Genomic DNA, 9,165 nt, shown 5'->3' on the forward strand with positions numbered 1-9,165 from the left:
ATGGCGCGCTATCTGGCTCTGCGGGTCCTGCAGGCGATCTGGGTGCTGTGGGCCGCGTTCACCATCTCGTTCGTGGTGCTCTACCTGCTGCCCGCCGACCCGATCTCGATCGCGGCCGACGGCGGCGGGGCGGGCACCCCGGTGGACAAGGCCGCCATCGCCGAGTTGCAGGCCCGCTACGGGCTGGATCGCCCGCTGTGGGAACAGTATTGGACCGCGCTCGGGCATGCGGTGCGCGGCGATCTCGGGCATTCGATCGTCACCGGGCAGCCGGTGACCGACGCCATCGGCAGCGCACTGCCCGGGACGCTCGGATTGGCCGGGCTGGCTTTGATTTTCGCGACCGTCGGCGGGGTGGCACTGGCCTTCGCGTCGACCTATACCCGGCGGCCGTGGCTGCGGACGGCCCTGACCGCGCTCCCCTCACTCGGGGTGTCGGTGCCGACCTTCTGGACCGGATTGCTACTGCTGCAACTGTTCTCGTTCAAGTTGCGATTGGCGCCTGCCTTCGGTGGTCACGGGTTCGCGGGCACCGTTTTGCCCGCGCTGACCCTGGCCTTGCCCATCGGCGCGGTAATCGCCCAGGTGCTGGCGTCCGGGCTGGCCTCGACCTGGCGGCAGCCGTATGTCGATGTGGCGCTGGCGAAGGGCGGTTCGCGCTGGTGGGTGCAGCGCAAGCATGTGCTGCGCTCGGCCAGCGTGCCTACCTTCACCATCGCGGGGGTGCTGGTCGGCAACATGCTGGCCGGGTCGGTCGTGGTGGAGACGGTGTTCGCCCGTCAGGGCGTCGGCCGCCTCACCCAGACCGCCGTGCTGGCCCAGGACATTCCGGTGGTGCAGGGCATCGTCCTGCTCACCTCGGTCGTCTTCGTCACCGTGAATCTCGCGGTGGACCTGCTGTATCCGCTGCTCGACCCGCGCATCGCGACGCGGTCGCGGCGGGTGGCGAAGGACGAGGAGACCGACGATCGGATCGGCAGCACTGCCGAAGGGGTGGCAATTCATGGTTGACGTCATCGAAGAGGGACGGCGCAGCGGCGCCCTGCCGCGGCTGCCTGCGCTGCGCTGGAAGTGGGTGCGCGACAACGCGGTACTGGTGCTGTCGGGTGTGGTCGCGGCGGTCGCCGTCGGGTGGGCGCTGTTTCCCTCGGTGTTCGCCGGTGGTGATCCGCTGATCGGCGTGCCCGCGCAGAAGTTCCAAAGCCCCAGTGCCCAGCACTGGTTCGGCACCGACAACCTCGGACGCGATCTGTATACGCGGATGGTGCACGGCGCGGGGCTCTCGCTCACCGCCACGCTCGCCGCGGTCGGCATCGCGTTGATCGCGGGTTCGATTCTCGGTCTGCTGTCGGGTGCGGTCGGCGGGTTCGTCGACACCGTCGTCATGCGGTTCGTCGATGTGCTGCTCTCGATTCCGGCGCTGCTGCTGTCGCTGGCGCTGGTCACCGCGCTCGGCTTCGGTACCCGGAATGTGGCGATCGCAGTAGGTGTTTCGCTGGTCGCCAACTTCGCCAGGGTGATGCGGTCGGAGGTGCTGCGGGTGCGACACGCCGTATACGTCGAGGCCGCACAGGCTTCCGGTGTCCGCTGGTACACGGTGCTGTTACGGCACGTGCTGCCCAACTCCTACCAGCCGGTGCTCGCGCTGGCCGCGGTCGAGTTCGGCATGGCGGTGCTCTCCGTCTCCGCGCTGAGCTTCCTCGGCTACGGCGCGAAACCCCCTACCCCCGAATGGGGTTCGCTGATCTCCGAGGGCCGCAACTACCTCGCCACCGCCTGGTGGATGACCACGCTCCCCGGGCTGGTCATCATCGCGGTCGTCTTGGCCGCCCAGCACCTCGGGCGCGCCGTAGGAAGGAACGAACAGCCATGACCACTACCTCCTCGCCGCGCGCGGCACCGATCGACGCCCCTGCCGAAACCGCAGGGCCGGAGGCGGGTCCGCTGCTGCGGATCGACAATCTGCGCGTGCGCTACCGGTCGGACTCCGGTGACGTCACCGCGTTGGCCGGCGTCTCACTCAGTGTGTCGCGTGGTGAAGTGGTGGCGCTGGTCGGTGAATCCGGTTCGGGCAAGTCCACCCTCGCGCAGGCGGTGATCGGTCTGCTCGGGGCCAATGCCGAGATCACCGGCGGGACCGTGGCATTCGACGGGCACGTCGTCGACACTCGGTCCGAGCGGGCCTTGCAGCGGCTGCGCGGCGCGCGGATCGGGTTCGTGCCGCAGGACCCCGGGCTGTCGCTGAATCCGGTGCGGCGCATCGGCGATCAGGTGGCCGAGGCGCTGCTGGTGCACCGGCTCGCGGACAAGCGCTCGGCGCGCGAACGCGCGATCGAGCTGCTCGCCGACGCCGGGATCGATCGCCCGGAACTGCGCGAAGTGCAGTACCCCCATGAACTTTCGGGCGGGCAGCGGCAGCGGGTGCTGATCGCGTCCGCGCTGGCCTGCCGGCCGGAGCTGGTGATCGCGGACGAGCCGACCAGCGCGCTGGACGCCACGGTGGCGCGGCGGGTGCTGGATCAGCTGGCGGCCCAGATCGCGGCCAAGGGCACCGCGGTGCTGCTGATCACCCATGATCTCGCGGTGGCCGCCGAGCGCGCCGACCGGATCGTGGTGCTGAACAACGGCGAGATCGTGGAGAGCGGGCCGACCGCGACCGTGCTCGCCCAGCCCCGGCATCCGTACACCAAGCGGCTGCTGGCCGCGTCGCCGAGCCTGGCGCCCGCGGGCGCCTACCGGACGCCCAAGCCGCGCGAGGGTGCGCCGCTGCTGGCGCTGCGCGAGGTGCGCAAGCGGTTCCGCGCGCAGGCCGGCGGGTCGGTGACGGCGGTCGCCGGCGTCGGGTTCGAACTCGGGCGCGGCGAAACGCTGTCGCTGGTCGGCGAATCCGGTTCGGGCAAGTCGACGACCGCGCGGATCGCGTTGCGGCTCACCGAACCCGACAGCGGCCGGGTCACCTTCGACGGACACGAGCTGACCCGCGTCCGCGGCACCCGGCTGCGGTTGCTGCGCAAGCGGTTCCAGGTGGTCTACCAAAACCCCTACTCCTCACTGGATCCCCGCTGGCGGGTCGGCACGATCATCGAGGAACCGTTGCGCGCGTACGGCGTCGGCGACCGGACGGCCAGGCAGGCGCGCGTCGCCGAGCTGCTGAAGCAGGTGGCGTTGCCGGAGCACTTCGCGCAGCGTCGCCCCGCGGAACTGTCCGGCGGACAACGCCAGCGCGTCGCCATCGCCAGGGCCCTCGCCCTGCACCCGGACCTGCTGGTGCTCGACGAGCCGGTCTCCGCCCTGGACGCCTCGGTGCAGGCGCAGATCCTCGAACTGCTGGACCGGCTGCAAACCGAGCTGGCGCTGAGCTACCTGTTCATCTCCCACGACCTCGCGGTGGTCCGCCGGATCAGCGATCACGTCGCCGTCATGCGGCACGGTCGCATCGTCGAATCCGGGCCGACCGCGGCGATTTTCGACAACCCGCAGCACGAGTACACCCGCGAGCTGCTCTCGGCCATCCCCACCCCCGCCGTCGCGAAAGGACCATCCTGATGTCGGATTCGACCTACCGGATACTCGTCCGTTCTGACCGAACCGCGCACTGCCGCAGCAGGCCGGAGCGCCCTGGGTCGCTGCCCGCGCGGGCGAAGCGCTGGTGGCGCACCCATCTGCACCGGCCGGAACGCAGCGCCGCCACCGACCTGTGGCAGCACGCGTTCTTCTTCGCGCCGGACGCCGCCGGGGTGCACCCGGCGGCGCGGCAGTGCCTCGATTGGAAGGAAACCTACTGATGGCCGAATCCGACTTCTTCCTGGCGGTGGAGCTCGCCGGGACGGGGATTCACCCGGCGTCGTGGCGGCGCGACGATTCGCGGGCCGAGGATCTGTTCACCGGCGGGTATTGGTCCGACGCCGTCACCGCGGCCGAAACGGCCGGTGTGGACGCGGTTTTCCTGCCGGACTCGTTCGGGTTGCAACCCGGTGGACCGGGTGTCGCGCGAGGCAGGCTCGACGCCGTGGCGATCGCCGCCCGGGTCGCGGCGGCCACCCGGCACATCGGCCTGTTGCCGCAGGGCGCGGTGACGCACACCGAGCCGTTCCATCTGGCCAAGGCGATCCAGAGTCTCGACTTCGCCTCGTTCGGGCGCGCCGGCTGGGAGGCCACCGTGTCCGAAGGTGTGGAGCAGGCACGGGCTTTCGGGCGCAAGGGCGAGCAGGACGCGGCGTCGCTGTGGCACGAGGCGGACGAGGCGATCGAGGTGGTCACCCGGCTGTGGGACAGCTGGGAGGACGACGCGGAGATCCGCGACGTGCCCACCGGACGGTTCATCGATCGAGACAGGTTGCACTACATCGACTTCGCCGGGGACAACTTCTCGGTGAAGGGGCCGTCGATCACGCCGCGCTCGCCGCAGGGACAGTCGATCGTCGCGGTCCGTGCGCACGATGACGAGAGCACGGGCGTCGCGGTGCGCCGAGCCGATCTGATCCGGGTCGCCGCAAGCGATCTCGACTCGGCGCGGGTGCTGCGGACGGCACTACGTACGGCCGTGCGGGCGGCTGACCGCGATCCGGATGTGGTGCGCGTTCTGCTGGATGTCGAAGTGCACCTTGCCGATTCGGCGGCGGACGCGGACAGTGCGGTAGCGCAGCTGGATCAGTGGACCGCCGGCTCCCCGGCCGGCCTGCGCCACATCGGAACTCCGGCGACCCTGCGCGAATTGCTGGGCTCCATCGATGCTTCCGGCGCGGCCGACGGCGTCGTGCTGCGTCCCCTCGCCGTGCCGGCGACCGTCCGGCACCTCGCCGCGCTGGAACGGAAGCCATTGTCCGCCAGCACCTTGCGCGACCGTCTCGGGCTGCCGCGTCCGGTCAGCCGCTATGCAGGTACCAAGATCCAGGAGGGTACGCCGTCGTGACCGGCACACCACGCAAGCAGATCCATCTCGCCGCGCACTTCCCCGGCGTCAACAACACCACGGTCTGGGCCGATCCGGCGTCCAAGAGCCAGGTCGACTTCGAGTCGTTCGTGCACCTGGCGAAGACCGCCGAACGCGGCCTGTTCGACTTCTTCTTCCTGGCCGAGGGACTGCGCCTGCGCGAACACCTCGGGCGCATCCACGATCTCGACGTGGTCGGCCGGCCGGACACCTTCACCGTGCTCAACGCGCTGACCGGGGTGACCGACAAGCTCGGGCTCGCGGGCACCATCAACAGCACCTACAACGAGCCGTTCGAGCTGGCCAAGCAGTTCGCCTCGCTGGACCATCTCTCCGGCGGGCGGGCGGCCTGGAATGTGGTCACCTCGTCCGACGCGTTCACCGGCGAGAACTTCCGGCGCGGTGGATATCTCGAACACGCGCAGCGCTACCAGCGGGCCGCCGAGGTGGTCGAGGTGACGCGCAAGCTGTGGGACAGCTGGGCCGCCGACACCCTGGTGGTCGATCGGGCCGCCGGAGTGTTCGCTCGCGAGATCCCCGAAACCCGGCATCGCGGTGGGCAATTCGATATCGCCGGCCGGTTCGTGCTGCCGCCGAGCCCGCAGGGGCACCCGGTGTTGTTGCAGGCGGGCGATTCCGACGACGGGCGCGAGTTCGGTGCGGCCGCCGCCGACGCGATCTTCACCGGGCACGGCACGCTCGAAGCGGGACAACAGTTCTACGCGGACGTGAAGGGCCGGTTGGCGAAATACGGCCGGACACCGGACGAGCTGAAGATCCTGCCCGCGGCCACCTTCGTGCTCGGCGACACCGCGCAGGACGCAGAGGACCGTGCCCGTCACATCCGGCGTCAGCAGGTCGGCCCGCAGACCGCCATCGCCTTCCTCGAACAGGTCTGGGGCCGTGACCTTTCCGGCTACGACCCGGACGGCCCGCTGCCCGACGTCGAACCGACCGACAACGTCACCATCACCCGCGGCCGGGTCCGCCACGCCAAGGACCCGCGCGCGGTCGCCGAGGCCTGGCGGGCCAAGGCCGAGGCCGAAAAGCTCAGCATCCGTGAGCTGATCATCGAGGTCACCGCGCGCCAGCAGTTCGTCGGCACGCCCGCCGCGGTGGCCGAGCAGATCGACACCTACGTCCAGGCCGACGCCAGCGACGGATTCATCCTCGTGCCGCACCTCACCCCGGGCGGACTGGACGAGTTCGTCGGCCGGGTCGTCCCGGAACTACAGGAGCGCGGCAGTTTCCGCACCGAATACACCGGCAGCACCCTGCGCGACCATCTCGGTCTGCGCCATCCGCACCAGCACACCACCGCCCACGAAGGAGCCCGAGCGTCATGACGACCAGCATCAGCACCGTTTTCGAAACCGAGTGGGCGCACTGGCACGACAGCAGAGAAGACCAGCTGCGTGATCCGCTGGGCTTCCTCAGCCTGACCGGATTGCATTGGCTCACCGACCAACCCGAGCGGTTGCCGGACGTGCCCGGCACCTGGTGGGTCACCGACGACAAGGTGTTCATCACCGCCCAGCCCGCCGATCGGCTGGAGTTCGACGGTACGCGAATCGCGGGCGTGCAGATCGTCAAGCCGGCCGAGGGCGCGCCGGGACTCAGTGTGCTGCACGAACATCGGGTGCTCGAGGTGATCCGGCGCACCGGGCTGTACGCGGTGCGCGTGCACGATCCGGCCGCGCCGACGCTGTCCAGCTTCGACGGCATTCCCAGTTACGCGCCCGACCCGCGCTGGGTGGTGCAGGGGCGGTTCACGCCGTTCGACGAGCAGCGCACGGTGACCACCGGCGCCGTGGTCGACGGCCTCGAACATCACCACACCGCTTCCGGCACTATCGAATTCACCCTCGGCGAGGCGACCGAGCGGGTCGTCGCGTTCGGTGATCCGAGCGACCTGCGTCTGCTGTTCACCGACGCGACCAGCGGCATCACCACCTATCCGGCGGCCCGCGCGCTCGCGGTCGGCGCGCCGGATGCGGACGGCACGGTGCGCCTCGACTTCAATCGCGCGGCCAATTTGCCGTGCGCCTTCACCGATTTCGCGACCTGCCCGCTCGCGCCCGCGGAGAACCGGCTGCGCGTGGCGATCGAGGCGGGCGAGCAGCATCCACGGCTAGGGAGGAATGCATGACCGTCCCACTCTCCATCCTCGACCTGTCCCCGGTCAGCGCCGGATTGACCGCACAGCAGGCGCTGCGCAACACCATCGATCTCGCGCAGCACGCGGAACAGTGGGGCTACCACCGTTATTGGCTCGCCGAGCACCACTTCGTGTCGGTCGCCAGCTCGTCGTCGATCACCCTGATCGGCCTCGTCGCGGCGGCCACCTCGCGAATTCGGGTGGGGTCGGCGGCCGTTCAGGTCGGGCATCACACGTCGGCGTCGATCGTGGAGGCGTTCGGCACGATCGACGCGCTGTATCCCGACCGCCTCGATCTCGGTCTGGGCCGGTCCGGTCACCGGCGCAGTCAGTACGGCTCGGAGCCGTCGCACCCGAAAGGCAGTCACCCCAAGGTCGATACGGCGACCGGGCGGACCGTTGTCCGGGACGGCGTGGTGGTGCCGCCGCCGTTCGACCCCGGCCGCGTCGCCGACCGGTCGAAGTTCCTCGCCTCGGCCGCGGCGCTGCAGCAGGAGGGCGCGCAGCCGCAGGACTTCGCCGAACAGGTCGACGAGATCCGCGCGCTGCTCGGCGGCCACTTCGTGAGCAAGGACGGCGTTGCGCTGCACGCGGTTCCGGGCGAGGGCGCACAGGTCGAACTGTGGTTGTTCGGCAGTTCCGGGGGCGAAAGCGCCGTGCTGGCAGGCCAACTCGGCTTGCCGTTCGCCGCCGCCTACCACGTGTCGCCCGGCACCGCCCTGGACGCCGTCGAGGCCTACCGCGCCGCCTTCCGGCCCTCCGCGCTGCTGGCCGAACCGTACGTCGTGGTGTCAGCGGATGTGGTCGTCGCGGGCGATGACGCCACCGCCCAGCATCACGCCTCCACCTACGGCCACTGGGTGCACAGCATCCGCAGCGGCGCAGGCGCGGCCGACTACCTCGACCCCGCCACCGCTACCCCGCTCACCCCGGAGCAGCACCGCCTAGTGGCCGACCGCCTGTCCACCCAGTTCGTCGGCTCCCCCAGCACCGTCACCGAGCGCCTGGCGGCCCTCCAACGCGTCACCGGCGCCGACGAACTCCTCGTCACCAGCATCACCCACCACCACGCCGACCGCCTGGAGTCCCACCGCCTCCTCGCCGACGCCTGGGGCTTGCGCGCCGCCCGCGCCGCATAACTACTGGAGGGGCGGCACACCCCACAGACATCGAGGTGAGTCAAATGGTCGCTAAATGATCTTCAACAGCAACCATATGACTCCCCTCGATGACGGGAACGACCATTCGACTCGATCTTCCTTGCCGTCTCTGAACCGGACCACAGCCAAGTAACCACGCCGGAACTCGACGAATACGCATCTGACTGCGGGAGGTAAGCCGGGGACCCCACCTGACGCGCCCAGCACTACTCCAGTGAAAACCTGGGACAAGTCTTCAGAACTACGGACCAGGCCCGCACCGCGAATCTTTCCCCTTAGAGCAGGTACACCTACCCGGTAGGTACAACCAAGGACATCCCAGAGTGACCTGGCCAGTAAAACTGAAGACCTCCACCAGTTTTCACTGAAGTAGTGCTGAGCACGTCGTGTGCCGTACCCGGCTTTAGTTATCCGTCAGGCGCGCAGTCTGTCGTTCCAGCGTGGTCATCTGGCTGTGGTCCCGTCACAAGCGCTTCGGACAAGAGCAGGTCGGTCAGCGGCGGTTTTCGTGGTGGTTTCCTAGCGCCGCCTTCGGCGAACCTGCCTGCGAGCGCCTCACCCGCCGGTCTCCCCGACGATCCGCACCCTCTCTCGGGATCCGCACCGAAATTACGGCCCTAGAGTCAGTGCAAATCCCGAGAGAGGGTGCGGATTCCGCTGTCGCCGGGGCGATGACCGCCACTTCGCCCACAGCAGCGGATTCGTGGCAGCTGGCAGCCGCCTCACCGGTGAGCCTCCCCGCGAAACCTCCCCCGAGCAGACATCCCCAACATCCGCACTCCCTCTCGGGATCCGCACCGAAACTAGAGCCCTAAAGGCAGTGCAAATCCCGAGAGAGGGTGCGGATTCCGCTGTCGCCGGGGCGATGACCGCCACTTCGCCCACAGCAGCGGATTCGTGGCAGCTGGCAGCCG

General features: G+C 69.4%; 8 protein-coding genes. All 8 read left to right on the plus strand.

Annotation, left to right across the window (positions count from 1 at the left end; genetic code table 11):
* The 8 genes from AB0M22_RS43475 to AB0M22_RS43510 are packed head-to-tail and all read left to right on the plus strand — an operon-like array spanning position 1 to position 8,230.
* Positions 1 to 1,011, plus strand: coding sequence for an ABC transporter permease (locus AB0M22_RS43475; RefSeq protein WP_364739326.1), 1,011 nt, complete (start codon positions 1 to 3; stop codon positions 1,009 to 1,011).
* The gene (locus AB0M22_RS43480) at positions 1,004 to 1,873 is read left to right on the plus strand and encodes an ABC transporter permease (RefSeq protein WP_364739328.1); all 870 of its coding nucleotides are present in this window, start codon (positions 1,004 to 1,006) and stop codon (positions 1,871 to 1,873) included. Before AB0M22_RS43475 ends, AB0M22_RS43480 begins: the two co-directional genes overlap by 8 nt.
* The gene (locus AB0M22_RS43485; RefSeq protein WP_364739330.1) at positions 1,870 to 3,546 is read left to right on the plus strand and encodes an ABC transporter ATP-binding protein; all 1,677 of its coding nucleotides are present in this window, start codon (positions 1,870 to 1,872) and stop codon (positions 3,544 to 3,546) included. The genes AB0M22_RS43480 and AB0M22_RS43485 overlap by 4 nt, the downstream gene beginning before the upstream one ends.
* Positions 3,546 to 3,785 carry a hypothetical protein gene (locus AB0M22_RS43490; RefSeq protein ID WP_364739332.1) on the plus strand — a complete coding sequence of 80 codons (240 nt, stop codon included), beginning with the start codon at positions 3,546 to 3,548 and terminating at the stop codon, positions 3,783 to 3,785. The genes AB0M22_RS43485 and AB0M22_RS43490 overlap by 1 nt, the downstream gene beginning before the upstream one ends.
* Positions 3,785 to 4,912, plus strand: a complete 1,128-nt coding sequence (locus AB0M22_RS43495) for an LLM class flavin-dependent oxidoreductase (protein ID WP_364739334.1) — start codon at positions 3,785 to 3,787, stop codon at positions 4,910 to 4,912. Before AB0M22_RS43490 ends, AB0M22_RS43495 begins: the two co-directional genes overlap by 1 nt.
* Complete coding sequence (locus AB0M22_RS43500) at positions 4,909 to 6,279, plus strand: NtaA/DmoA family FMN-dependent monooxygenase (RefSeq protein ID WP_364739335.1); 1,371 nt, start codon at positions 4,909 to 4,911, stop codon at positions 6,277 to 6,279. Before AB0M22_RS43495 ends, AB0M22_RS43500 begins: the two co-directional genes overlap by 4 nt.
* Positions 6,276 to 7,082 (plus strand): DUF1684 domain-containing protein, encoded by an 807-nt coding sequence (locus AB0M22_RS43505; protein ID WP_364739337.1) that lies wholly within the window; start codon positions 6,276 to 6,278, stop codon positions 7,080 to 7,082. Before AB0M22_RS43500 ends, AB0M22_RS43505 begins: the two co-directional genes overlap by 4 nt.
* Positions 7,079 to 8,230, plus strand: coding sequence for an LLM class flavin-dependent oxidoreductase (locus AB0M22_RS43510; RefSeq protein WP_364739339.1), 1,152 nt, complete (start codon positions 7,079 to 7,081; stop codon positions 8,228 to 8,230). Before AB0M22_RS43505 ends, AB0M22_RS43510 begins: the two co-directional genes overlap by 4 nt.
* The last annotated feature ends 935 nt before the right edge of the window (positions 8,231 to 9,165 follow it).

Source organism: Nocardia sp. NPDC051756 (assembly GCF_040681495.1).
In the GTDB taxonomy this organism is placed as follows: Bacteria; Actinomycetota; Actinomycetes; order Mycobacteriales; family Mycobacteriaceae; genus Nocardia.

Excerpts from the sequence above, each read along its gene's own strand:
- AB0M22_RS43475 (WP_364739326.1), top strand. The coding sequence starts at position 1 with ATGGCGCGCTATCTGGCTCTGCGGGTCCTGCAGGCGATCTGGGTGCTG.
- AB0M22_RS43480 (WP_364739328.1), top strand. The coding sequence starts at position 1,004 with ATGGTTGACGTCATCGAAGAGGGACGGCGCAGCGGCGCCCTGCCGCGG.
- AB0M22_RS43485 (WP_364739330.1), top strand. The coding sequence starts at position 1,870 with ATGACCACTACCTCCTCGCCGCGCGCGGCACCGATCGACGCCCCTGCC.
- AB0M22_RS43490 (WP_364739332.1), top strand. The coding sequence starts at position 3,546 with ATGTCGGATTCGACCTACCGGATACTCGTCCGTTCTGACCGAACCGCG.
- AB0M22_RS43495 (WP_364739334.1), top strand. The coding sequence starts at position 3,785 with ATGGCCGAATCCGACTTCTTCCTGGCGGTGGAGCTCGCCGGGACGGGG.
- AB0M22_RS43505 (WP_364739337.1), top strand. The coding sequence starts at position 6,276 with ATGACGACCAGCATCAGCACCGTTTTCGAAACCGAGTGGGCGCACTGG.
- AB0M22_RS43510 (WP_364739339.1), top strand. The coding sequence starts at position 7,079 with ATGACCGTCCCACTCTCCATCCTCGACCTGTCCCCGGTCAGCGCCGGA.